Here is a 22,935-nt window from a genome sequence, read left to right as displayed (position 1 = left end):
GGCCTCCCGCCCACCGGCCCTCCCCGCACCGGAGTTCGGGACATCCGCCTCCCCGACACCGGCCTTCCGGGCACCAGCCTCCCCAGCACCGCCCCCGGCCCCGGTCCCGGCCCCCGGGGCACCGGCCCCCGGGGCACCGGCCTCCCGCCCACCGGCCCTCCCCGCACCGGAGTTCGGGACATCCGCCTCCCCGACACCGGCCTTCCGGGCACCAGCCTCCCCAGCACCGCCCCCGATCCCGGCCCCCGGGACACCGGCCTCCCACCCACCGGCCTTCCCCGCACCGGCGGTCGGGAGATCCGCCTCCCGCCCATCGGTCTCCCCGGCACGGACCCCCGACCCACCGGCCTCCCCCGTACCGACCTCCCGCTCACCGATCCCCCCGGCGCCGCGGGTGAGCAGAGCCCGTAATCGGGGGAACCAGGGTTCGCCCGCGGGCGGGGGCGGGGGCGGGGGCGGGGGCACCGCAGGGCCCGCCGCCAGCAGCACGTCCGCCTCCGGGTCCCAGGGCGGTGCCAGCGCCTGCGGCCGTTGCGGATCGTCGTCCTCCGCCCGGTACTTCGCCGCGGCCATCCGCTCCTTCACCGCGGCGTACAGCCCGGAGAGCCACACCTCGCCGCCCGCGTCGAGGGCACCTGTGAGTTCGCGGGTGAAGGGTGTCGCCACGTCGGCGTCCCCGCCCAGGATGCAGCGGTTGGGCTGCACGCTCATCAGCAGCAGGATCTTGTGCTTCTTGCGCTTCGGATCGTCGAAGCGGTGCCAGATCCCCGCGGCGTTGCCCGCATAGCAGCAGTCGAGGATCACCACCACCTGCTCGGCGTTGCTCTCGGCGAGCTCGCCCAGCACCTGGCTGAAGCTCACCGAGCCGGGCAGCCCGTGGCCCGTGAGCACCCGCGCGGTGCGCATCTGGAGGTGCAGTTCGCTGCCGGAGGTGGAGGTGACGGCGTGCCCGGCGAAGTAGAGCAGCAGCAGCCCTCTGGCCTCGCGGCAGGCGCGGCGCAGCGCGCCCGTGAGGTCGTCCGGGGCCGGCGAGGCCAGGGTCCGTACCTCGCCCGCGCCGAACACCCCGCCCCGGTGCAGCGCGTCCTCGAGTGTGGTCCGGTTGTGCCGCACGGCCGGGAGCTGACCGGCCACGCCCTGGGGATCCGGTGCCGTGTGGTCGTACTCGGACACACCGGCCAGCAGCGCCCGGTTCGCCTTGCCGCGCGGGTCGAAGCGGCTCACCGCCTACTCCCCGTCGGGGTCCAGTGGGCGGATCTGCGGATCGGGATCGCCGCCCTGCAGCCGACGGCGGTTGTTCGTCCAGGTCTTCACCGCGCGGGCGGTGTACTCGGTGAGCGCCGCGACCGTGACGACGTCGCCGAGGATCTTCATCACGAGCTCGAGGTCGGGCCCGAGGCGTCCCGGGGTGCCGTCCGTGCCGGTCTGCTCCTCGATGCGCAGGTGTTGGCCGGAGAGCAGCTCCTCCAGCGGCTCCTCGCGCTCCAGCCACGTCTTCAGAGCTCTGACGTCGTCCACGGTCGCGCCGGCGCCCAGCCGGACGCGCACGCCTGAGACAGCCACTTGGTCCCCCTCTGTCATGTCCGACATCATGACACCGGGTCAGGCCCCGGCGGCAGACCCGTGACGTGACCGGCGAAAGCGATGGCACGCCCCCTTCACGCCACGCGCACACGGCGCACGCGCCTCAGCCCTGGGTCTGCAACTGCCTGAGCTGACGCTGCACATGGTCCAGTGCTCCTTCGCGCCGCCCGGGCACCCGCCCGCGCAACGCGGCGAGCGCGACGCCCAGTTCACGGGCGGGGGCGGTGTCGTTGACCTGACCCCACTGGTGGTGGGCCCGGTCCACGGCGGCCTCGACGGCGGGGGCGTCCGGCGCCTGCCCGGCGTTCAGACGGGCGGTGGCGATCATCAGCCAGGTGCGGCAGCTGCGGGCGGCGTCCCCGGCGAACATCGCCAGGTCGGCCCGTACCTCGGCCCAGTGCAGGGCCTCTTCGGACGCGGGCCCGTGCGCGATGACGGCGGCCTGCTCGTGCCGGGCGGCGAGCGCGTCGGCGTCCGGGTGCCGGCCGGACTGGACGGCGGCGGAGATGGCGGCATGCGGATCCCCGCCCGTCGGGCCGGGCGTGCTCAGCACCAGGTCCGTGCCCGCGCTCTCCGGCGCGATCCGGGTCAGCGCCTGCTGGTGCAACTGCTCGACGGGCGGACGGAATCCGCTGCGCAGGATCGTCGCGACGGCCCTCATGTACGCCGGGGCCGCGACCGTGCGTCTGGAGGGCGGGGGCGCGATGCGACCGTGAACGGCGTTGCCGCGCCCCGAGTCCAGCGGGGTGCTCCGCAGCAGCTCCCAGGTCTCGGCGTCGGCGTGCAGGTCGAGCAGGAGGGTCGTGGCGCCGGCCGGCCTGAGCCGCAGTTCCTCCCGGAACCAGTGCCAGGGGAAGGCCGTGTAGCGGGCGGTGGAGGCGGTGGTGCGGGCCAGCGCCAGGTGGGGCAGGCGCTGCCGGCGGTCGAGCTGGAGCTGCCCGGTGACGTACACGGTGAGGGGCCCGGGGGCCGCGGCGGCGGCGCGCAGCCGGGTGAGGACAGCCTGCGGCTCCAGCGGGTCGGCGAGTTCGACGACGTTCGCGGTGTCGGTGCCGGACAGCACCGCGGGCGCCACGGCCGCGAGGACGGGGAGCACCGAGGCGGCGTCCACCAGGCGCCCCCTGCCCACCGGCGAGGCCGCCAGCAGCAGCACCGTTCCGGGCATGGCCCCACCCCCTGTGTCGATCACGTACGTCAGCACCGTAACCGCTGCGGCTGCAAAGGTGGGTCTCAGGACCGCAGACGTCCGCCTTCGGGGGCTTCGCCCCCGGGCCCGCCGCCGGCTCTCCTGCGGACGGCGAACACCGTGGTGTCGTCGCCCAGGCGCCCGCCGCAGTGCCGCAGTGTGCCGTCCCGTACGAAGGCGGCGAGGCGGGCCGGTTCGGCGGTGCCGGGGTCCTCGGCGACGGCCCGGGTCACCTCGTGGGCGAGCGGATAGAACGCGCCGGTGCCGTCCCGGGCCTCGGTGACGCCGTCCGTCACCAGCAGCAGCGTCTCGTCGGCGGCGACCCGCCACCGCCGGGTCCGGGGCGGCCCGGGCGCGAGGTCCCGGCAGCCGAGCGGCAGCCCGGCCCCGGCCGACAGGGTGCGCACCCCGCCCGGCCCGACGGCGAGCGGCGGATCGTGCCCGAACAGCAGGACGTCCACCGCCTCCCGCTCGTCGTCGGGAAAGCCGAGCAGGACGGCCGTGGCGAACCGGTCGCCGTCGGAGCGGCCCAGGGCGACGGTGTGCCCGCGGTGCCGGACCATCCGCGTCTCCAGCCGTTCGGCGACCGTCACCAGCTCGCTCTCGTGGTACGCGGCCTCACGGAACGTGCCGAGCAGCGCGGCCGCCGCCTCCACCGCCCCCAGGCCCTTGCCCTGCACGTCGCCGACCAGCACCCATGTGCCGTGCGGGCCGGGCTGGATGTCGTAGAAGTCGCCGCCGACGCGGGCTTGGGCGTCGGCGGTGAGGTACACACCGGCGTGGTCGAGGCCGCCCCAGCCGGGCGGCAGGGGGCGCAGCACGGTACGGCGGACGGTGTCGGTGACGTCGCTCATGTGCAGGGCGCGGTTCTCGTCGCGCACGCGGATCGCGCAGGCCAGGGTGGCGAGGATGCCGCCGAGGGCGACGAGGACGAAGTCGGCGCGGCCCGCCCGGTATTCGTGCGGCCAGGTGCTGTCGGCGACGACGTACGTCACCAGGGACAGGAGGGCGAAGAGGGCCGTGCCCCACACCCCGCAGATCGAGGCGGCGATGGCCGGCACCAGCACGATCCAGGAGATCATGCGGAACTCGCCGATGGTGTGGTAGTCGGCCACGGCGATGGCGACGAGCAGCAGCAGTGGCGGCACCCAGGCCACGCTGCGGCCCCGCACCCGCAGCAGCTCCTGCCGCCGCACGACGTCACGGCGCCCGGCCCGCGCGTGCCGGACGAGCGGACCGTGCCCCTCGCGGTGGCGGCTCACGGCCCCAGCGAAACACGGGCCCGAGGCGGGCGCATCCCGTTCCCCCCGTACCGCCGACTTGCCAGGGGCTGTCCGCAGGTGTGCCCTGGATCCAGGGGCAGGGACAGAGAGGAGAGCTGTCATGGCTCATGCGGCACCCGCCTCACGCAGGATGATCACGCCACGGCGCCGGCCCGACGTCTTCGGCGCGCGGACCCACCTCGCCGTGAAGGTGGGCCTGCCCATCGTGCTCGGGCTCACCTACGGCTACTGGGCCGCCGCCATCCGGCGCGACGCCGGGCCCATCACGGGCTGGAACCTGCTGTTCGGGTTCGTCACGGCGCTCGTGTTCGCCGTGCTGTTCGCCGCCGTGTGCGCGGTGGCGCCGCTGCTGCGCCGCGAACTGCACGCGGTGTGCTGGTTCGTCTTCGCGGGCGGTGCGACCGGCTTCCTGTACAGCCAGTCCGGTGCGTCCGTGCTCAGCTCCAGCGGCCTGGGGCTCGCGGTGGGGGCGAGCGTCCTCGCGATGGTGTTCTACCGCTACTACACGCACGAGGACGCCGCGGGCCGGCGCATCGGCTGAGGCCGGAAGGGGACCGGGGCACCCGTTCGGGGGAGCCCGGCACCGGGGGCGTCCGGCGCCGCTTCTGGCAGGTGGAGTGCCCATCGGCGCGGCGGACGGGTCGGCGGAGGGCGTCGCAGCGCTCGCGGGCCCGGCCCGGGGCCCGTTGCCTGGAAGGGTGTCCGAGCGCGACCTGGCGCCCCGACCGGAGAAGGCGCCCCCACGAGCGCGGAACGTCCTGTCGGCCGTTCTGCTCACCCTCGCGTGCCTGCTCGTGCCGTTCGGGGCGCTCGCGTCCTGGGCGGCCCACGGGCTCACCGACACCGGCCGCTACGTGCGGACGATGGCGCCGCTCGCCGCCGACCCGGACGTGCGGCGCGCGGTCGCGGACGCCATGGGGGAGGGCGTCATGCGGCAGGCCGGGCGCGAGGCCGACACCGGCCCGCTGCGCGGGACGGCCGGGCCCTTCGTGCACGACGCGGCCCGTTCCTTCACCCGCACCGAGGCCTACCGCGCGGCCTGGGACGCGGCGAACCGGGCCGTGCACGACGCGGTGCTGCGCGCCCTGCGCGACGACGGGACCCGCGGAGCCCCGGTCACCGTCGACGCCGCTCCTGTCATCGCCCGGGTCAAGCAGCAATTCTCCGACGACCACGTGCCGTTCGCCCATCGCATCCCGGTCACGCACACGCGGATCCCGGTGCTTGCGGCCGAGGACGTGGACCGACTGCGCAAGGGGTACCACGTGCTGGAGACCGCCGCCTTCTGGCTGCCGCTCGCCGCCGCCGTCCTCGCGGTCGCCGCGATCGCCGTCGCCGCGTGCCGCCGCCGCGCGGTCACCGCCCTCGGGCTGGGCACGGCCCTGGGCGGCGCGCTGCTGGTCCTCGCCGTGGCGATCGGCCGCCGCCTCACCCTCGCCGACCTGCCCGACGCCCTGCACCGCCCGGCCGCGGGCGCGGTCTACGACGCCCTCACCGCCACCCTGCGCACGGTGTCCTGGCTGCTGTGCCTGCTGGGCCTGGCGGTGGCGGCCGGCGCCTGGGTCACGGGCCGGTACGGTCCCCGGCTCGCCGCGCGGCGACGTGGGCGAGGGTCCGCAGTGCCCGTCGCAGATCCGGTTCCGGAGCCGACGCGAGCCCGAGCCTGACGGCGTCGGGCGTGTGCCCGGGGGCGACGGCGAAGGCGGGGCCGGGTGTGACGGCGATGCCGTGGGCCGCGGCGGCGGCCGTGAAGGTGTCCGCGCGCCACGGTGCGGGCAGCTCCCACCAGGCGAAGTAGGCACCCGGGTCGGACCGTACGGTGAAGCCCGCCAGTTCCTCGGCGAGGATCCGCTGCCGCCGTGCCGCGTCGGCCCGCTTGGCCGCCACCAGCCGCGCCACCGTCCCCTCCCCGGCCCATCGCACGGCCGCCTCCAGCGCGAACCGTCCCGCGCTCCAGCCGCCCGACCGCACGGCCCGGGCCACGGCGGCGACCCGGTGCGGCGGCACGACGAGGAACCCGGCGGTGAGCCCCGGTGCGACCCGCTTGGAGAGCCCGTCGACGACGTGGGTGAGGGCCGGGGCGTGCGCGGCGAGCGGATCACCGGACTCCCGGAGGAAGGACCAGATGCGGTCCTCCACCACCGGCAGGTTCAGGTCGTGGACCAGCTGGGCGAGTTGCAGCAGCCGCGGCCGGGTCGTCGTCAGGGACGTCGGGTTGTGCAGGGTCGGCTGCACGTAGAGGGCGGACAGCGGCGCCGAGCGGTGCGCGGCCGCCACGGCCTCCGGGAGCAGCCCGGACGCGTCCCCGGCCAGCGGCACCAGCGTGATGCCGAGCCGCTCCGCGATCTCCTTGACCAGCGGATACGTCAGCTGCTCCACCCCGACCCGGCCGCCCGGCCGGACCAGCGAGGCCAGCACGGCGGCGATGGCCTGCCGGGCGTTGCCCGTGAACAGCAGCCGCTCCGGAGCGGGGCGCCAGCCCGGGGTGATGAGCAGCGTGGCCGCGGCCTCCCGGGCGGCCTCGGTGCCGGTCGCGGCGGCCGGTAACAGTGCCTCGGCCAGCACGTCGGGGCGCAGCAGCGGCGCGAGGACGGGGGCGAGCAGCTCCGGCTGGCCGGGCGCGGAAGGGTAGTTGAGCTCCAGGTTGACGGGTGTGGCGGCCGGGCCGGGCTCGATGAGCGCCCGCCCCGCCGGGCCGTCCGGTGCGGCCCGTACGAAGGTGCCGCGCCCGACCTCCCCGACGACCAGCCCGCGCCGCACGAGTTCGCCGTACACCCGCCCGGCCGTCGACGGGGCGATGCCCCGCCGCCGTGCGAACGCCCGCTGCGGCGGCAGCCGTTGCCCCGGCCGCAGCCGCCCGGTGGCGATGTCGTCGGCGATGCGGTCGGCGATGCGCCGGTAGTCACTCATCGGCCGGTCTCCCCCTTGAATTGCACCGAGAGCAAAGATCTTATTGCACCGAGTAGTTGGGCGGCCTAGGGTCGACACCATGGCACCCTTCCTCGCATACGAGGACAAAGGACCCGACACGCATCGGGTACCCCTGGTTCTCGTCCACGGCCACCCCTTCGACCGCACGATGTGGGCCCCGCAACTCGAGAGGTTCCCGGGTACCCGCCGTGTCGTCGCTCCCGACCTGCGCGGCTACGGCGCCTCCCCCACGACCCCGGCCGTCCCGGACTTCTCGGGATTCGCCCGGGACATCGAGGCCCTGCTGGACGAGCTGAAGGTGGAGTCGTTCGTCCTGGCGGGCCTGTCGATGGGCGGGCAGATCGTCATGGACTGCTACCGCCTCTTCCCCGAGCGCGTCCGCGGCCTGGTCCTCGCGGACACCTTCCCGGCGGCGGAGACCCCCGAGGGCGTGCGCACCCGCGACGCCATGGCGGACCGCCTCCTCGCCGAGGGCATGCGTGGCTACGCCGACGAGGTCCTGGAGCGGATGGTCGCCCCCTACGCCTCCGCCGAGGTCAAGGCGCACGTCCACGGCATGATGACCGCCACCGCCCCCGAGGGCGCCGCCGCGGCCCTGCGCGCCCGTGCCCGCCGCCCCGACTACGTCTTGCTGCTGCCGCGCGTCTGCGTCCCGGCCCTGGTGGTCGTGGGAGCCGACGACACCTTCACGCCCGTCTCCGACGCCCTGGCCCTGCACGCGGCCCTCCCGGACGCGGAGCTGCACATCGTCGACGGCGCGGCCCACATGCCCAACCTGGAACGGCCGGAGGTGTTCGACGCCGCGCTGGAGGAATTCCTGGCCCGGGTCGATGCCCGGCAACCTTCCTCCGCCCCGCCCCGTCTTTGAGGGAGGATTCGGGCATCCCACCCCGCGAAACGGAAGGCCGGGCCTTGGACACCGCCGCTGCCGAGTGGACCGCCAGGGACGACGGGCGCGAGCACCGCCCGCCCGGACGGCGGTTCGGCGCCTGGTGTGCCGGCCTGCTGTTCACGGGGGTGAGCGTGGTCGCCGGCTGCCGGGCCGCCGACAGCGACGGCATCACCCCCGTCCCCCAGCTCCTCGCCTTCCTCCCCTGGCTGCTCGTCCCCACCGCCGCCGGGCTGCTGCTCACGCTGCTGTCCCGCTGGTGGCTCGGGACGGTGTGGGGCGTGGTCCTGCTCGGCCTGCTGGCCTGGTTCATCGAGCCGTACGGCAAGACCGACGACCCCTCGGGCCGGCCGGTCGCCGAACTGCGCGTGCTGACCTCCAACGTCGAGTTCGGCCAGGGCACCGCGTCCCTCGTCACCGCCGTCCGCCGCGAGAAGCCGGATGTGGTCTTCGTGGCGGAGTGCGACTACGAATGCGACGCGCTGCTGAAGCGGGACCTCTCCCCGGACTATCCGCACCGCCGGGCCGTGGAGGGCGGCGGCTCCGAGGGCTCCGTCATCCTCAGCCGCTTCCCGCTCCGCCCCACCGAGGGCGTGCGCGGCTCGCTGGGCATGCCCGGGGCGGTCGCCGATGTCGACGGGCACGCCGTACGGCTGCAACTCGCCCACCCCATGCCCCCGCTGCCCGGCCAGGTGGACCTCTGGCGCCGGGAGCTCGACGCCCTGCGCGACGCGGCGCGCGCCGACCCGGGCATCCCGCTGGTCCTGGCCGGCGACTTCAACGCCTCCCAGGACCACGCCGCCTTCCGCCGCATCCTCGACACCGGCCTGCGCGACGCCTCCCGCCTGGACGGCGCCGACCGCACGGCCACCTGGCCGGCCCGGACGGCACCCACGCTCGGCGCGCAGATCGACCACGTCCTGGTGTCCGAGGACTTCGGGGCGAGCCGCACCCGCATCCTGGACCTGGCCGACACCGACCACCGCGCGGTCGTCACAGACCTCACTCTGCACGAGCGCCGCTGACCCGGCGCCTCTGCGCGCACACGGATACGGCCGCCCCGCGCAGCAGCGGCGAACCGCAGTGCGTGTCCCTGCCCGTCGACCATCCGGCGGCGGTGAAGCAGGAGGTCGACCTCGCCGACCTGGCCGGCGACCGCTGGATGATCGACCCCACGGTCGACGGCGAACGGGACGCCGTCCAGGGGATGTTCCGCGCCGCCCGCGTCAGCCCGCACGTCCTGCACGGCGACTACCACACGGCCGACGCCCTGGTCGCGACCGGCGAGGTGGTCACCGTCCGCCAGCCGACCCGCACTCCCCCGCCCCGACATGGCGGTACGCCGCATCAAGGGCGACCCGCTCGGCGTACGGCTGCTCGCCGCCGCCCGCACGGAGACCGACCTCGACGGCGTCCACCCCGCACTGGAGGAGGCGTACGGGGAGGTGGCCCGGCAGGCCCCGGCCTACCGGGAGTGGCTGGAGCGGGAAGGGCCGGCACCCGGGGGCCCGTTCAGACCCCCGAGCCCGGCCCTTCCCTGAACGGCTGTCGCCAGGCCGATCGGCTGCCGCCAGGTGACTCAGACGCCGATGTCGCGCCCGTCGGCACGCCACACGGCCACGACCGCCGGCCGGACGTACGTGCCGGGACCGTCGGGCCAGGCGCTGGCCGGCTTCTCCACGGACGCACCGTCGATCTCGCCCGGGTGCTGCACGGAGACGAGGACGCGCCGGTCCTGGATGATCGGACCGCAGGTCTCGGCACCCTTCGGCACGGTCAGGAACTGCTTGAGCTCACCGCGCCGTTCGCCCCGGGTCGCCACGCCGAACAGCCCGTCGTGCGAGCCGAGCTGGGCACCGTCGGTGGAGATCCACAGGTTGCCGTGGGGGTCGAAGGCCACGTTGTCCGGGCAGGAGATCTGGCTGACGGCGTCCTTCGGGAACCCGGCGAAGTAGGTCGCGGGGTCGTCCGGGTCACCGGCGACCAGGAACAGCGACCAGGCGAACCGGGTGCTCTCGGGCCGGTTCCACCGCTCGGTGAGCTCCAGCACGTGGCCGTGCTTGTTGGCGTTGCGCGGGTTGGCCTCGTCCGCCTTGGCGTTGGAGCCGACGCCCCGGTTGGTGTTGTTGGTCAGCGCGACGTAGACCTTGCCGGTCACCGGGTTGGGCTCGATGTCCTCGGGGCGGTCCATCTTGGTCGCCCCCACCTTGTCACCGGCGAGCCGCGTGAAGACGAACACCTCCTCGGCGCTCATCCCGTCCACGTGCGAGACGGCGCCCTCGGCGGTGGCGGTGGCGAGCGGGATCCACTCGCCGCTCCCGTCGAACTCGCCGTCCTGCGGCAGCTTGCCCGTGCCGTCGATCTCCAGGGCGGGGGAGTCACCGGTGAGCTTGGCGACGTACAGCGTGCCCTCGTCGAGCAGGGAGAGGTTGTGCTCACGCACGGAACGGGAGGTGCCGTGCTTCATCCGCTTGCTGCCGACGAACTTGTAGAAGTAGTCGAACCGCTCGTCGTCGCCGGAGTACACGACCGGTCGCCCGTCGTGGGTGAGCCGCACGGTGGCCGCCTCGTGCTTGAACCGCCCGAGAGCGGTGTGCTTACGAGGCGTGGACTCGGGGTCGTACGGATCGAACTCCACCACGTATCCGAACCGGTGCACCTCGTTCGGCTCCCGGGCGACGTCGAACCGCTTGTCGAACCGCTCCCACTTCCGCTCGGACGCCCCGGTGCCGATCCCGTAGCGCTTGTCGGTCGCCCGGCCGCCGTTGGCGAAGTACTGGTTGAAGTTCTCCTCGCCGTGCAGGGTCGTGCCCCACGGGGTGACGCCGCCGGAGCAGTTGTTGAGGGTGCCGAGCACCTTGGTGCCGGTCTGGTCGGCGGAAGTCTTCACGAGCTCGGAACCGGCGACGGGCCCGGTGAGCCGGAACGCGGTGGTGGCGGTGACCCGCCGGTTCAGCTGATGCCGGGGGACGGCGGTGAGCTTGCCGCTCCTGCGGTCCTCCTCCACCACGACGGCGGACAGCCCGTGCGCGGCCCAGGCGACCTCGACCTGCTCACGGGTCGGGTCGGCGGCGTCGTACCCGCGGAACATCAGGATCTCGTCGGTGTACTCGTGATTGGCGACGAGCAGCTGCCGGCCGCGCTCCCCGGGCAGCGGCAGCAGGGCGAGGAAGTCGCAGTTGTACCCGAACTGCGCGGCCTGGGCCTTCGCGGTCTGCTTCTCCGGGTCGAAGGCGGGCGCACCGCGCAGGATGGGCTCGCCCCAGCGGATGACGACGTTCTGCCGGTACCCGTCCGGCACGGTCACGGCGTCGGCGGTGTTGGGCGCGACGGGCGCGAAGCGCAGCCCCCGCGCGCCCTTGGTCTTGCGCCGGGCGGCCTCGGAGGCGGCAGCGGCGGACGGGGCGCCGGTGGCCGGGGCGGCGGCGGCCCGCGGAGCCTGTACGACACCGGCGGCACCCGCCCCCGTGGCGGCCACCGTCACCACGGCCGCGGCACGCATCATCGACCGGCGGCCGATCGCGCCGGCGATCACGTCACCGACGTACTCGTTGGAGCTGGTGTTGGGCACCTCGTGGAAGCAGGCGTCACCACACCGGAAACGACAGGTCATGGCGGACCTGCCGCCGGGGTGCGAACCGGACGGTGTTCCGATCAACGGCAGCAGCTTGCGCACTTTACTCTCCCTATGGATGCCCTTGGTGTCAGCGTGACCGTAAGGGTGCATTTGTGCGACAGCCGGGCGCCCAGGTGAACAACGGTTGAACCCACGGGTGACGTAAGGGGATTGTGGCGATTCAGAGCGTCGACACCCGTGCGGGCCGGATGTCCCCTTGACAAGGTGAACCTGGCACACCAGACCCTGCCCAAGATCGCACAGGAGGGCCGCTAACCTTACGTGTCCGTCCTGGCCAGGGATTGACGGGCTTCAACTCACGCGAAGGGTTGCGCGCACATGGGCATTCTCACTCGGTTGCGGAACGCGTTCGGACGATCCCGCAAGTCACAAACCGCCGAGGCGGAGGGTGCGGCGCAGACCACGCCGACCGAACCGACGACCTCCGAGGACACTCCGACGGCACCTGCGGCGCCCCCCAGGGTCCCGTCCCCCTCCCCGGAACCCACTCCGGGCCCGACGGCGAACGTCCCCGAACCTCGCGACGACGAACACGACCTCGTGTCGGCGGCCTTCGACAAGGTCGCGGTCCCGCGCCCCGCCGACTCGACGGAGAGCGCACCGACGGAGGAGAAGACGGCTACCGCCGAGGAACCGACGGCTGAGGCGAAGCCGACGGTTGAGGCGAAGCCGACGGTTGAGGCGAAGCCGGACGCTGTCGCGGAGTCGGCCGTCGAGAAGGCGGCTGCTGCCGAGGCCCCGGCCGTCGAGGAGAAGGCGACGGAGGCGAAGTCGGAGACGGCTCCGGTCACCGAGGAGCCGACAGAGGCAGAGACGAAGACGGCTCCGGTCACCGAGGAGCCGACAGAGGCAGAGACGAAGACGGCTCCGGTCACCGAGGAGCCGACGCCGACGGACGAGGCCACGGCGGAGAAGCCGGCGCCGGTGGAGGAACTCTCCGAGGAGGCCGAGCCGACCGCGGCCACCGAGCCGGCCGAGAAGCCGAAGGCCGCCCCGGCGGAGGAGCCCAGGGCACAGACGGACGCGAAGGCCGAAGCGGAGCCCGAGACCGCGGCACCGACGGACGCGAAGGCCGAAGCGGAGCCCGAGACCGCGGCACCGACGGACGCGAAGGCCGAGACTAAGCCCGAGACCGCGGCACCGACGGACGCGAAGGCCGAAGCGGAGCCCGAGACCGCGGCACCGACGGACGCGGAGGCCGAGACTAAGCCCGAGACCACGGCACCGACGGACGCGGAGGCCAAGGCCGCGAAGAAGACGGCCGCGCCGAAGACCAAGGCCGCGAAGAAGACGGCTGAGCCGAAGGCCGAGGCAGACGCCAAGGCCGCGAAGGAAATCGAGTCGAAGGCCGAAGCCGCACCGAAGGCCGCCGCAAAGACCAAGACCACCAGGACGGCCGAGCCGAAGGCCGCAGCCGAGGCAGCCGCCCTCGAACCCGCTGCCGCCGACGGCGACCAGGCCCCACAGGGGCCACCCGCACCCGACGACGAGAGCAGCACGGGTGGTGCGGGCGGGAACAAGACCGCCGAAGGCGAAGCCGAGGCGGCCAAGCCCGCAGCCGGCGCAAACCCGAAACCCGAGGCCGAGCCCAAGCCCGAGCCGAAGCGGAAGCCCGCACCGAACGCGGAGCCCCAGGCCGAGGCCGAGCCCAAGCCCGAGCCGAAGCGGAAGCCCGCACCGAACGCGGAGCCCCAGGCCGAGGCCGACCCGAAGCCCGAGACCGACCCGAAGCCCGAGACCGACCCGAAGCCCGGCACCGGCCCGAAGACCAAGGCCGGCCCCGCCCTCCCCCTCACCCGCGTCAAGACCCGCGCCCCGGGCCTGACCACCGCCTACAAGGCTGCCACCACCACACTCGACGCCCACAGCCTCACCGGCACCCGCGCCAAGGTCTACCTCGTCCTCGACCGCTCCGCCTCCATGCGCCCGTACTACAAGGACGGCTCCGCCCAGGCCCTCGCCGAGCAGACCCTCGCCCTCGCCGCCCACCTCGACCCCGAGGCAACCGTCCCGGTCGTCTTCTTCTCCACCGAACTCGACGGCACCGGCGAGATCACCCTCTCCGACCACGAGAACAAGATCGACGACCTGCACGCGGGCCTCGGCCGCATGGGCCGTACCAGCTACCACGCAGCAGTCGAGGCGGTCCTCGCCCACCACGGCAAGACCGAGACGGACCCCGCCACCCCCACCCTCGTGATCTTCCAGACCGACGGCGCCCCGGACGCGAAGACCCCGGCCACCCAAGCCCTCACCGACGCCGCCAAGACCCACCCCACCGTCTTCTTCTCCTTCGTCGCCTTCGGAGACCCGGAGAACAAGGCCTTCGACTACCTCCGCAAGCTCAAGACGCCCAACACGTCCCACTTCCTCGCCGGCGAAACCCCCCGCGAGCTCACGGACAAGGAGCTCTACGAGGGCGTACTGGCGAACTGGCGCCCGTAGCCCTCCGGCCCCACCGGCACCGCCCACCCGCCCCGCCCCACGCCGCCCGCGTCCCACCCCGCAAAAGGGGAGGCGGGCGGTGTACCCATGTCAGCTACGATTTCAAGGTTCCGTAGACGACCGAGACCACGAGATCGTCACCCCACGTAGCGACTTGGGAGCAGCCCGCGATGGCTCGACACCTCATCACCAGCGCCCTTCCGTACATCAACGGGATCAAGCACCTGGGCAACATGGTGGGGTCCATGCTCCCGGCGGACGTCTACTCCCGGTACCTGCGCCAGCGCGGCCACGAGGTCCTCTACATCTGCGCGACGGACGAGCACGGCACCCCCGCGGAGCTCGCCGCCAAGGAGCAGGGCGTCCCCGTGGACGCGTTCTGCACGGACGCGCACCACCAGCAGAAGGCGATCTACGACGGCTTCAACCTGGCCTTCGACTACTTCGGCCGCAGCTCCTCCCCGCAGAACCACGAGATCACGCAGGAGATCGCCCGCGAGCTGAAGGCGAACGGCTTCATCGAGGAGCGTTCGATCCGCCAGGTGTACTCGATCGCCGACGGCCGCTTCCTGCCCGACCGCTACATCATCGGCACCTGCCCGCACTGCGGCTACGACAAGGCCCGCGGCGACCAGTGCGAGAACTGCACGCGCGTCCTGGACCCGACCGACCTCATCGACGCCCGCTCCGCGATCAGCGGCAGCAGCGACCTGGAGGTCCGCGAGACCAAGCACCTCTTCCTCCTCCAGTCGGCGCTCGCCGGCGAGGTCGAGGCGTGGGTCGACGAGCGCGCCGACAACTGGCCCGTCCTCGCGTCCTCCATCGCCCGCAAGTGGCTGACGGAGGGCCTGCACGACCGCGCGATCACCCGTGACCTGGACTGGGGCGTCCCGGTCCCCGCCGACACCTGGCCGGACCTCGCCGCGGAGGGCAAGGTCTTCTACGTCTGGTTCGACGCCCCGATCGAGTACATCGGTGCCACGAAGGAGTGGGCGGACCAGGACCCGGAGAACCGCGACTGGCGCTCCTGGTGGTGGGAGTCGGACGCGAACGTCCACTACACGCAGTTCATGGGCAAGGACAACGTCCCCTTCCACAGCGTGATGTTCCCGGCGACCCTGCTGGGCACCCGCGCCCCGTGGAAGAAGGTCGACGTCATCAAGGCCTTCAACTGGCTGAACTACTACGGCGGCAAGTTCTCCACGTCCCAGCGCCGGGGTGTCTTCACGCACGACGCCCTGGACATCCTGCCGGCCGACTACTGGCGCTACTTCATGATGGCGAACGCCCCCGAGTCGGACGACTCGTCGTTCACCTGGGAGCACTTCACCGCCACGGTGAACAAGGACCTGGCCGACACCCTCGGCAACTTCGTCAACCGCGTCCTGTCCTTCTCCAAGAAGCGCTTCGGCGAGGAGGTCCCGGCGGGCGCCGAGCCCGGCGACGCGGAGGCGAAGCTGGGCGAGGAGATCGCCCGCCTGCTCGCGGAGTACGAGTCCCAGATGGAGGCCATCCAGTTCCGCAAGGCGGCGGCCGCGCTGCGCGCCCTGTGGTCGGCGGGCAACTCCTACCTGGAGGAGAAGGCCCCCTGGCTGGAGATCAAGACCAACCCCGAGGGCGCCGCGCTGACCCTGCGTACGGCGATGAACCTGATCCACCTCTACGCCGTGGTCTCCGAGCCGTTCATCCCGACGTCGGCGCAGAAGATGCGTGAGGCATTCTCCCTGGAGAACGACACGGCGACCTGGGTCACCCCGGACGAGGCCCGCTCCCTGACCTCCGTCCCCGCGGGCACCCCGTTCACCATCCCGCCGGTCCTGTTCGCCAAGCTCACGGACGAGGACCGGGAGTCGTACAAGGAGCGCTTCGGCGGCGAGCCGGCCGCGTAACGCGCTCGCTACAGCACAGGGCCCGGGAGGGCGAGAGCCTTCTCCCGGGCCCTGCGGTTTGCGAAGATCGCACGAGGACGGCCACCCGGCCGCCGCGACTCACCACGGGGGTTTCCATGGCACTGTTCGGCAACGCGCACACCGTGAACCCGCAGACGGCCCAGCAGGACTACGCCCGCCTCCTCGGCCACGGCGAGCAGGTCCACGCCGCGTTCCTGCTGATCCGCGACACCATCCTCTTCACCGACCGCCGCCTGATCCTGATCGACAAGCAGGGCATCACCGGCAAGAAGGTCGAGTACCACTCGGTCCCCTACCGCAGCATCACCCACTTCGCGGTGGAGACGGCCGGCACCTTCGACCTGGACGCCGAGCTCAAGATCTGGCTCTCGGGCTCCCAGCTCCCGATCCAGAAGACCTTCACCAAGGGCGTAGACATCTACGAGGTCCAGGCGATCCTGACCCAGTTCGTGGCGCGGTAGCCAAGGAACGTTTCTCCCGAGCTCGAAAGAGTGAACGCCTTCCGTACGCCGGAAATGCGGCCTTGCGCCCACTTACATAGCCCACATGGTCACATCAGCCCATGAAGGCATGCATCGGATCTTTCAGGAGCGGCCTGAGATCCTTTCCCCGGTCTTCGGGGTGCTGGGCATCGCGTTCCCCGAGAAGGCGGCCGTCTAAGCGATCGGCACCGACGTGACGGAAGCCAGGCCCCTGACGCGCCACATCGACACCGTGCTGCGCATCGGCCCGTCCGACGGGGAGGACTTTCTGCTCGCGGTCGAGGCGCAGGAGAGAAGGGACACCAAGAAGGAATCGAGCTGGCCGTACTACATCTCCTACCTCCAGGCAAAGTACGGCCTGCCGGTCCTCCTGCTCGTCGTCTGCCGCGACCGGGCGACGACCAAGTGGGCGACCGGCCCCTTCTCCTGTGGCACGCGTGGCTGGATCGCCCAGAGGACGTACCCCTTGGTCGTCGGACCGGACAACCTCCCGGTGATCACCGATCCGAGGACGGCGGCGGAGAAGCCGGCGATGGCCGTGTTCTCCGCTCTGGCTCACGCCAACAGCCCCCACATCGACGCCATACTGGACGCACTGGGCCGTTCCCTCGCAGGGATGGACTGGAACGCCGCCAGCTACTTCTTTCAGTTTCTCGACTCGGCGTTCGGGGACACCCCCGCCGGAGACAAATGGAGGGACATCGTGACGTTCGTCAACTACTTCCCCGGCCGGGGCACGGTGATGGAGAAGGCCTATCTCGAGGGCGAGGCCAGAGGCGAAGCCAAGGCCATCCTCCGCTTCCTCGAAGCACGAGGCGTCTCGGTCCCCCAGGAGGCCCGGGACCAGATCGCCGGTTGTACCGACCTCGACCTGCTGAACCGCTGGCTGGACCGGACGCCCCACGTGCAGAACGTCGACGAACTCTTCGTCGAGGACGCGGCACCCGCCGCGGACCGGACCGAAACCTGACCCGGGGCGATCGTGATCGACGATCAGGACGCCGAACCGGAACTGCACGACTTGCTCCGGTTCACGCTGACAAGCATGGGCTTGGGCATTCCACCGGAGCGAGTCATGGGCGATTTACAGCAATCACGTACACGTTCTCGAGGGGACCTTATGGAGGCCCGCGTTCCGGGTCAACGGGTTGAGAAGAAGTCCATGTAGGTGAATATGGGGCGGACGCCACGTAGGCGTCCGCCCCATCCGTCTCGGCTCAGCCCGCGGACGCCGAGGCCGACGCACCCGGCTGGACGGAGTCCCCCGTGCCGTCCTGCGTGGCCTCCGGGTCGACTCCCATGGTGAGTGTGGCGGTGACGCCCTTCGCGATGGCGCCCTTCTTGTAGTTCAGCTTCAGCAGACCGCCCTCGGTGCCGTTGCCCGGGTAGATGGTGTCGTCGTCGAGGGTGGTGCGGGTCGTGGTGTTGGTGGAGTACGGCGCGACCTCGGCCGTGGCGAGCACGGACGCCTCGTCGAAGAAGAGCTGCCCGGTGTGGCAGGTCGTGCCGCCCTCGTAGCCCGCGTCGGTCCAGGTGCCGTTCACATGCACCTTGGTGTGGATGTGAACGCAACGCCCCTGGTACCAGCCGGGGAAGACCGTGCGGAACACGACCTCACCCTTCTTGTCAGTCCGCCATGTGCCCCGCAGGTAGCGCTCGTCATCGGTGGGCTCTTCATGCCCTCCACCGCCACCGCCCCCTCCCACAGGCGCACCCGTGGGAGCCCCGGTCGGCGTACCGGAGGGCGCACCGGTGGGAGGCGTACCGCCCCCGCCACCGCCCCCGCTGCCCATCGACTCGTACCCGGAGTACACGCCCAGCGCGTTGCAGTGCCAGATGTCGACGGCGGCGTTGGCGAGGGGCTTGCAGGTGTCGGAGTCGATCACCTTCAGACGCAGGGTGAGCGGAATGCCCTCCTGGTCCTCGGTGACGTCCCGGCGGAGCTTGTCCGCGTCGATGTAGTAGGGGCCTTCAGTCGTCTCGGAGGTCAGCCTGTAGCAGGCCTCACCGGAGGTTCCGGCCGCCTCCCCCTTGGCCGCCGTCGTCTCCTCGCCGGCGAAGGCGCCCGCCGCGAACGCACCGCCGACACCCACCGCCACCACCGCACCGGCGCCCGCGGCGACGACCTTGCGGCGTGTCAGATCCCGTTTGTGCTTCGGCCCTTGGGCCGTCTCCTGTCCCGTCATGGGAAGGGAAGCTAGGGAGCGCGGCTGTCAGGAGCCTGAGTGAGGGCTGGGTAAGAGCCCTGGACGCGAAAGTGGCTCGGAACCGGCGACGGTTCCGAGCCACTCACGGCAGATCGCCTACTTCGGCTGCGGCTTGCGCACCGACAGGTGCAGTTCCTTCAGCCGGGCCTCCTCCAGCTCCGTCGGCGCGCCCATCATCAGGTCCTGGGCGTTGCCGTTGAGCGGGAAGGCAATGGTCTCGCGGATGTTGGGCTCGTCGGCGAGCAGCATGACGATGCGGTCGACGCCCGGGGCGATGCCGCCGTGCGGCGGGGCGCCGAAGCGGAAGGCGCGCAGCATGCCCGCGAACTTCTCCTCGACGGTCTCGCGGTCGTACCCGGCGATCTCGAAGGCCTTGAGCATGATCTCCGGCTCGTGGTTCCGGATCGCGCCGGAGGACAGCTCGACACCGTTGCAGACGATGTCGTACTGCCAGCCGAGGATGTCCAGCGGGTCCTGGGTCTCCAGGGCCTCCAGGCCGCCCTGCGGCATGGAGAACGGGTTGTGCGAGAAGTCGATCGCGCCCGTCTCCTCGTCCTTCTCGTACATCGGGAAGTCGACGATCCAGCAGAACCGGAAGACGCCCTCCTCGAAGTGCCCGGCACGCTTGGCGGCCTCGACCCGGACCGCGCCCATGATCTTGGAGACCTCGTCGAACTCGCCCGCGCCGAAGAAGACCGCGTGGCCGGCCGCGAGCGACAGGCGCTTGGTCAGCTCGGCGACGTTCTCCTCGGTGAGGAACTTCGCGATCGGGCCGGTCAGCGAGCCGTCCTCGGCGACGCGGACCCAGGCCAGGCCCTTGGCGCCCTGCGAGACGGCGTAGTCGCCGAGCTGGTCGAAGAACTTGCGGGGCTGGCCGGAGACGTCCGGCACCGGCAGGGCACGCACGTGCTTGCCGGCGAACGCCTTGAACTCCGAGCCCTCGAAGATGTCGGTGATGTCGACGAGTTCGAGCTGGGCGCGCAGGTCGGGCTTGTCCGAGCCGTACTTCAGCATCGCCTCGCGGAACGGGATCCGCGGGAACGGCGAGGTGACGTGGCGGCCTCCGCCGAACTCCTCGAAGAGCTCGGTCATGAGCTTCTCGACGGGCTGGAAGACGTCCTCCTGCTCGACGAAGCTCATCTCGATGTCGAGCTGGTAGAACTCGCCCGGCGAGCGGTCGGCGCGGGCGTCCTCGTCGCGGAAGCAGGGCGCGATCTGGAAGTACCGGTCGAAGCCGGAGATCATCAGCAGCTGCTTGAACTGCTGCGGCGCCTGGGGCAGGGCGTAGAACTTGCCCGGGTTCAGACGGGAGGGGACGACGAAGTCGCGGGCGCCCTCGGGGGAGGTCGCGGACAGGATCGGCGTCGCCATCTCGTTGAAGCCCAGCGCCGTCATCTTGTGGCGGATCGCCGAGATGACCGACGTGCGCAGCAGGATGTTGCGGTGCATGCGCTCGCGGCGCAGGTCGAGGAAGCGGTACTCCAGGCGCCGCTCCTCGTTGACGCCGTCCTCCGTGTTGATCGTGAACGGCAGCGGGGCGGCCGCGCCGAGCAGCTCGACCTCGCCGACCTCGACCTCGATCTCACCGGTCGGCAGCTCGGGGTTGATGTTCTCCGTGCCCCGGGAGACGACCTTGCCGTCGACACGGACGGTCGACTCCTTGGAGAGCTTGTCGAGGGCCTCGTAGGCGGGGGTGCCGGGACGGGCCACGAGCTGCGTGATGCCGTAGTGATCGCGCAGATCGATGAAGAGGATGCCGCCCAGGTCGCGCCGATTGTGCAGCCAGCCACTCAGCCGGACGTCGCTGCCGACGTCAGAGGAGCGGAGCTCGCCGCAGGTGTGGGACCTGTACCGATGCATCGTCGTTCATCCAGTCTTCGCTGATCGGGGTCTGTGTTTCACGTGAAACTCGTCCCCAGCGTACCGGGCAGGCGAAGATCGGCTCTCCACAGTTGTGGATCGGGGCGTGCGGTGGTTGTCGATCGAAGCACGCGGTGGTCGCTGATCGGGCACGCCGTAGTCGGTCGTCGATCGGTGATCGCGCACGCCGCAGTCGGTCGTAGAGCACGCACGCGCCGTCGTTCGGGCACACGTCCGCTATCGGTGGCAGTGTTCGACGGCCTCTTCCTAAAGTAGGGCAATGCGCACTGGCGAGCCTCTGCCCGCCGTGGGGGAGGCCCTCGCCGCCCTCGCGACCGGCCTGTGGCACTGGGACACCGCCACCGGGCTGGTCACGGTCGATGCCGAGGCGGCCCGGTTGCTCGGGCTGCCCGCCGAGCAGGTCAGCCTCACGGAGGCCCAGGCCCGGGCCCGGCTGCACCCGGTCGACTGGAACGAGATCACCGGCGTGATCCAGCTGGCCGTGGCCGAGGGCACCCTCGCCGAGGTCCGGATCCGAATCATGGACGAGCTGGGCCGGGTCGTCCGGGTCGTCCGCAGCCGTTCCAAACCGTCCTTCGACCGCGCCCGCAAGGCGTACCGGTTGATCGGCACGCTCCAGGAGGTCACCGAGCCGACGCCGGGCACACCGGCCGGGCGCAGCGCGGTCACCGGCGACTGGCGGCGCTCACGGGAGGCGTTCCTGCTGGACGCGGGCCGGGCCCTGGCGGAGGCGCGCTCCACCCAGGAGGTCCTGCGGGTCACGGCGAATCTGTCGATGCCCGGGTTCTCGCCGGACGGGCTGGCGGTGTTCGGCGTCTCGGGCGACCGTCTGACGATCATCGGCCACCACGGGCAGCAGCGGGGCACCGAGAGCCCCTTCTCGGACATGCCGCTGGACACGGACTACCCGGCCGCCGAGGTGGTGCGGACGGGCCGGGCCGTCTATCTGCCCTCCGCCGAGCACTACAAGGCCCGCTACCCGCTGACCTGGCCGCTCGCCGAGCGCTTCGGCCGCCGCTCCTGGGCGTTCCTGCCGCTGACCGTGGCCGGGCGGACGATGGGCGCGTGGATGGCGGCGTTCACCTACCCGGTCGCGTTCACCCCGGACGAGCGGTCCGTGCTGACGACGGTGGCGCGGATGCTGGCGCAGGCCCTGACCCGGGCGGGCGTGGCCGAGAGCGAGCGGGCCCTGACCGACGGGCTCCAGCGCACGATGCTGCCGAGGCTCGGACCGCAGCGCATCCCGGGCATGAGCGTCGCCGCCCGCTACGTCCCGACGGGCGGCGGGCTCCAGGTCGGCGGCGACTGGTACGACGTGATCCCCCTGCCCAGCGGGCGGTTCGCGCTGGTCATCGGTGACGTCCAGGGCCACGACGTGCGGGCGGCGGGGTTGATGGGCCAGCTGCGGATCGCCCTGCGGGCCTACGCCTCGGAGGGCCACCGGCCGGACGCGGTGCTGTCGCGCGCCTCCCGCTTCCTGCACGGCATCGGTGACGAGGACCCGGCCGACGAGCGCTTCGCGACCTGCGTCTACGTCGAGGTCGACCCGGCGACGGGGGTGCTGGACATCGCCCGCGCCGGGCATCCGGACCCGGCGATCCGGATGGCCGACGGCACGGTGCTGACGCGGCCGACGTCGGGCGGTCTGCCGCTGGGCATCGACCCGGACGCCGATTACCCCACGACCCGGCTCACGCTGGAGCCCGGCGAGACGATGCTGATCTGCACGGACGGCCTGCTGGAGACCGGTGGCCACGACCTCGACTCCGGCTGGCGGCGGCTGCGCGGGCTCTTGGAGGACCACAAGGGCGATCTGGAGGAACTCGCCGACACCCTGGTGCAGGCCGTGCACGGGCCGTCCTCGCACCACACCACCGGCCCGCTGGCGGACCGCCGCGAGGACGACATCGCGATGCTGCTGCTGAGCCGGGAGGGCGGGGGCTGTGGCTGCGGTGACGCGATGACCGTACGGCCTCCGGTGCGGCGCTCGGTGCTGACCGTCGCGCAGGCCGAGCCCGAGCGGGTCGCGGTCGCCCGGCAGCAGCTGCGCGAACTGCTGCACGACTGGGCCTCGCCCGACCAGGTCGACTCGGCGGTGCTGCTGCTGTCCGAGCTGCTGACGAACGTCCTCGTGCACACCGACCACGACGCGCTGCTGGTCGCCGAGATCACGGGCGACGTGGGCGGGCGGCGGCTGCGGATCGAGGTCACCGACGCCGGCGACGACCTGCCGCACCGGCGCAGACCCGGGGAGCTGGCGTCCTCCGGCCGCGGCCTGGTGCTGATCGAACTGCTCGCGCACGCCTGGGGCGTCGACCCGCGAGGCGAGGGCAAGAGCATCTGGTTCGAGCTGTACGAGTCCGTGAACGGCTCGGGCGACGGCTCCTGGTCGCCGTAGCGGTCTCGACGCACAGCGGACGGCGCACGGCGCAGTGTGGCTCCTGGCCGCTTGACCGGTCACGGTTCCGGTGCCGGCGACGGCTCCTGGTCGCCGTAGCGG

At 72.2% G+C, this 22,935-nt stretch carries 17 protein-coding genes and 1 pseudogene; 10 read left to right on the top strand and 8 right to left on the bottom strand.

All coding sequences use genetic code 11. The features are described from left to right. The 4 genes from HDC93_RS38200 to HDC93_RS08125 all read right to left on the bottom strand — a co-directional run. Positions 1–1,224: caspase family protein (locus HDC93_RS38200; RefSeq protein ID WP_311774512.1), on the bottom strand; the 1,224-nt coding region annotated here is incomplete at its 3' end. A 3-nt stretch (positions 1,225–1,227) separates the two neighbouring features. Next, the gene (locus tag HDC93_RS08135; protein ID WP_311774511.1) at positions 1,228–1,563 is read right to left on the bottom strand and encodes a hypothetical protein; all 336 of its coding nucleotides are present in this window, start codon (positions 1,561–1,563) and stop codon (positions 1,228–1,230) included. A gap of 124 nt (positions 1,564–1,687) precedes the next feature. Beyond that, a complete protein-coding gene (locus HDC93_RS08130) occupies positions 1,688–2,749 on the bottom strand; it encodes a hypothetical protein (protein WP_185008608.1) in 1,062 nt (353 codons plus the stop codon). A 65-nt stretch (positions 2,750–2,814) separates the two neighbouring features. Beyond that, positions 2,815–4,032 carry a PP2C family protein-serine/threonine phosphatase gene (locus tag HDC93_RS08125; RefSeq protein WP_311774510.1) on the bottom strand — a complete coding sequence of 406 codons (1,218 nt, stop codon included), beginning with the start codon at positions 4,030–4,032 and terminating at the stop codon, positions 2,815–2,817. A 121-nt stretch (positions 4,033–4,153) separates the two neighbouring features. On the opposite strand from HDC93_RS08125, the gene HDC93_RS08120 reads away from it, so the two are divergent. Next, positions 4,154–4,594, top strand: a complete 441-nt coding sequence (locus tag HDC93_RS08120; protein WP_185008605.1) for a hypothetical protein — start codon at positions 4,154–4,156, stop codon at positions 4,592–4,594. Positions 4,595–4,751: 157 nt separating this feature from the next. Then, positions 4,752–5,720 (top strand): hypothetical protein, encoded by a 969-nt coding sequence (locus HDC93_RS08115; protein WP_311774509.1) that lies wholly within the window; start codon positions 4,752–4,754, stop codon positions 5,718–5,720. Here HDC93_RS08115 and HDC93_RS08110 read toward each other — a convergent pair. Further along, positions 5,617–6,963 (bottom strand): PLP-dependent aminotransferase family protein, encoded by a 1,347-nt coding sequence (locus HDC93_RS08110; protein ID WP_185008603.1) that lies wholly within the window; start codon positions 6,961–6,963, stop codon positions 5,617–5,619. The genes HDC93_RS08115 and HDC93_RS08110 overlap by 104 nt on opposite strands. Before the next feature lie 79 nt (positions 6,964–7,042). On the opposite strand from HDC93_RS08110, the gene HDC93_RS08105 reads away from it, so the two are divergent. The 3 genes and pseudogenes from HDC93_RS08105 to HDC93_RS08095 form a co-directional block, all read left to right on the top strand. Further along, entirely contained in the window at positions 7,043–7,852 is an 810-nt protein-coding gene (locus tag HDC93_RS08105; RefSeq protein ID WP_185008601.1) for an alpha/beta fold hydrolase, read from the top strand. A 44-nt stretch (positions 7,853–7,896) separates the two neighbouring features. Further along, entirely contained in the window at positions 7,897–8,898 is a 1,002-nt protein-coding gene (locus HDC93_RS08100; RefSeq protein ID WP_185008599.1) for an endonuclease/exonuclease/phosphatase family protein, read from the top strand. 50 nt (positions 8,899–8,948) lie between these two features. Then, positions 8,949–9,414, top strand: a pseudogene (locus tag HDC93_RS08095) (LysR substrate-binding domain-containing protein); the annotation flags it as partial. Positions 9,415–9,452: 38 nt separating this feature from the next. On the opposite strand, the gene HDC93_RS08090 reads toward HDC93_RS08095, so the two are convergent. Beyond that, positions 9,453–11,549: a PhoX family phosphatase gene (locus tag HDC93_RS08090; RefSeq protein ID WP_185008596.1), complete on the bottom strand. Its 2,097-nt coding sequence runs from the start codon at positions 11,547–11,549 to the stop codon at positions 9,453–9,455. Between the two features lie 279 nt (positions 11,550–11,828). On the opposite strand from HDC93_RS08090, the gene HDC93_RS08085 reads away from it, so the two are divergent. The 4 genes from HDC93_RS08085 to HDC93_RS08070 all read left to right on the top strand — a co-directional run bounded on the left by HDC93_RS08085 (position 11,829) and on the right by HDC93_RS08070 (position 17,317). After that, positions 11,829–13,955 carry a VWA domain-containing protein gene (locus HDC93_RS08085; protein WP_185008594.1) on the top strand — a complete coding sequence of 709 codons (2,127 nt, stop codon included), beginning with the start codon at positions 11,829–11,831 and terminating at the stop codon, positions 13,953–13,955. Positions 13,956–14,125: 170 nt separating this feature from the next. Beyond that, positions 14,126–15,844 (top strand): methionine--tRNA ligase, encoded by a 1,719-nt coding sequence (metG, locus tag HDC93_RS08080; RefSeq protein ID WP_185008592.1) that lies wholly within the window; start codon positions 14,126–14,128, stop codon positions 15,842–15,844. Between the two features lie 116 nt (positions 15,845–15,960). Continuing rightward, positions 15,961–16,326, top strand: a complete 366-nt coding sequence (locus tag HDC93_RS08075) for a PH domain-containing protein (protein ID WP_185008590.1) — start codon at positions 15,961–15,963, stop codon at positions 16,324–16,326. A 214-nt stretch (positions 16,327–16,540) separates the two neighbouring features. After that, positions 16,541–17,317, top strand: coding sequence for a hypothetical protein (locus HDC93_RS08070; RefSeq protein ID WP_311774508.1), 777 nt, complete (start codon positions 16,541–16,543; stop codon positions 17,315–17,317). A gap of 247 nt (positions 17,318–17,564) precedes the next feature. Here the strand turns inward: HDC93_RS08070 and HDC93_RS08065 are convergent, their stop codons facing one another. Then, on the bottom strand, positions 17,565–18,533 hold the full coding sequence (locus tag HDC93_RS08065) for an intradiol ring-cleavage dioxygenase (protein ID WP_185008588.1): 969 nt from the start codon (positions 18,531–18,533) through the stop codon (positions 17,565–17,567). 117 nt (positions 18,534–18,650) lie between these two features. Beyond that, a complete protein-coding gene (aspS, locus tag HDC93_RS08060) occupies positions 18,651–20,414 on the bottom strand; it encodes an aspartate--tRNA ligase (protein ID WP_184560590.1) in 1,764 nt (587 codons plus the stop codon). Between the two features lie 280 nt (positions 20,415–20,694). On the opposite strand from aspS, the gene HDC93_RS08055 reads away from it, so the two are divergent. Then, positions 20,695–22,833: a SpoIIE family protein phosphatase gene (locus tag HDC93_RS08055; protein ID WP_185008586.1), complete on the top strand. Its 2,139-nt coding sequence runs from the start codon at positions 20,695–20,697 to the stop codon at positions 22,831–22,833. Positions 22,834–22,935 lie beyond the last annotated feature (102 nt).

The sequence above is a fragment of the Streptomyces sp. AK010 genome (assembly GCF_014207295.1).
Taxonomy (GTDB): domain Bacteria; phylum Actinomycetota; class Actinomycetes; order Streptomycetales; family Streptomycetaceae; genus Streptomyces; species Streptomyces massasporeus.
This window is presented reverse-complemented; position numbering and strand designations above follow the sequence as displayed.

Coding starts and splice junctions, on each gene's coding strand:
- HDC93_RS08105 (WP_185008601.1), top strand. CDS start 7,043: ATGGCACCCTTCCTCGCATACGAGGACAAAGGACCCGACACGCATCGG.
- HDC93_RS08130 (WP_185008608.1), bottom strand. CDS start 2,749: ATGCCCGGAACGGTGCTGCTGCTGGCGGCCTCGCCGGTGGGCAGGGGG.
- HDC93_RS08110 (WP_185008603.1), bottom strand. CDS start 6,963: ATGAGTGACTACCGGCGCATCGCCGACCGCATCGCCGACGACATCGCC.
- aspS (WP_184560590.1), bottom strand. CDS start 20,414: ATGCATCGGTACAGGTCCCACACCTGCGGCGAGCTCCGCTCCTCTGAC.
- HDC93_RS08075 (WP_185008590.1), top strand. CDS start 15,961: ATGGCACTGTTCGGCAACGCGCACACCGTGAACCCGCAGACGGCCCAG.
- HDC93_RS08065 (WP_185008588.1), bottom strand. CDS start 18,533: ATGACGGGACAGGAGACGGCCCAAGGGCCGAAGCACAAACGGGATCTG.
- metG (WP_185008592.1), top strand. CDS start 14,126: ATGGCTCGACACCTCATCACCAGCGCCCTTCCGTACATCAACGGGATC.
- HDC93_RS08120 (WP_185008605.1), top strand. CDS start 4,154: ATGGCTCATGCGGCACCCGCCTCACGCAGGATGATCACGCCACGGCGC.
- HDC93_RS08085 (WP_185008594.1), top strand. CDS start 11,829: ATGGGCATTCTCACTCGGTTGCGGAACGCGTTCGGACGATCCCGCAAG.
- HDC93_RS08055 (WP_185008586.1), top strand. CDS start 20,695: ATGCGCACTGGCGAGCCTCTGCCCGCCGTGGGGGAGGCCCTCGCCGCC.